This window comes from Bacillus sp. mrc49, assembly GCF_002803435.1.
Genome location: NZ_PHNG01000029.1, coordinates 1 through 461 on the forward strand (window position 1 = coordinate 1; position 461 = coordinate 461).

At 44.9% G+C, this 461-nt stretch carries 1 protein-coding gene and 1 pseudogene; one reads left to right on the forward strand and one right to left on the reverse strand.

Translation table 11 applies throughout. The features are described from left to right. A pseudogene (locus tag CVN76_RS00290) lies at positions 1-251 on the forward strand (response regulator); the annotation flags it as partial. Here the strand turns inward: CVN76_RS00290 and CVN76_RS00295 are convergent. After that, the coding region (locus CVN76_RS00295; protein ID WP_198512385.1) for an NADPH-dependent FMN reductase at positions 233-461 on the reverse strand (229 nt) is incomplete at its 5' end. The pseudogene CVN76_RS00290 and the gene CVN76_RS00295 overlap by 19 nt on opposite strands.

Below are 461 nucleotides of genomic sequence, written 5' to 3' on the forward strand. Positions count from 1 at the left end.
GGACGCTTGCAGACGGATGGGCTCGATTCCAAGAGCTTGATCCCGCTCTCGTCTTACTCGATATCATGCTGCCTGATGGCGAAGGCTATGATTTATGCAGGCGTATTCGTGAAGTTTCCAATGTACCCATTTTATTTTTGTCGGCAAAGGATGAGGAAATCGACAAGCTTTTAGGGTTGGCGATCGGCGGCGATGATTACATTACCAAGCCATTCAGTCCGAAGGAGGTTGCCTACCGGGTGAAGGCGCAGGCTGCTGGTATACCATTCCAAACACTCGCTCCATAAGGACGTGAACCTATATCCAGTGCATTACTTAATACAGCTGGCACAGAACGGTTATATTCAGGTGTTACAAATAAAAAAGCATCAAATTGCTTTGTTTTGTTACGAAATGCCGTATATTCTGGTAGGACATTATTTTCACTATCATCATCCTGATTATAGAATGGGAGATTTCCG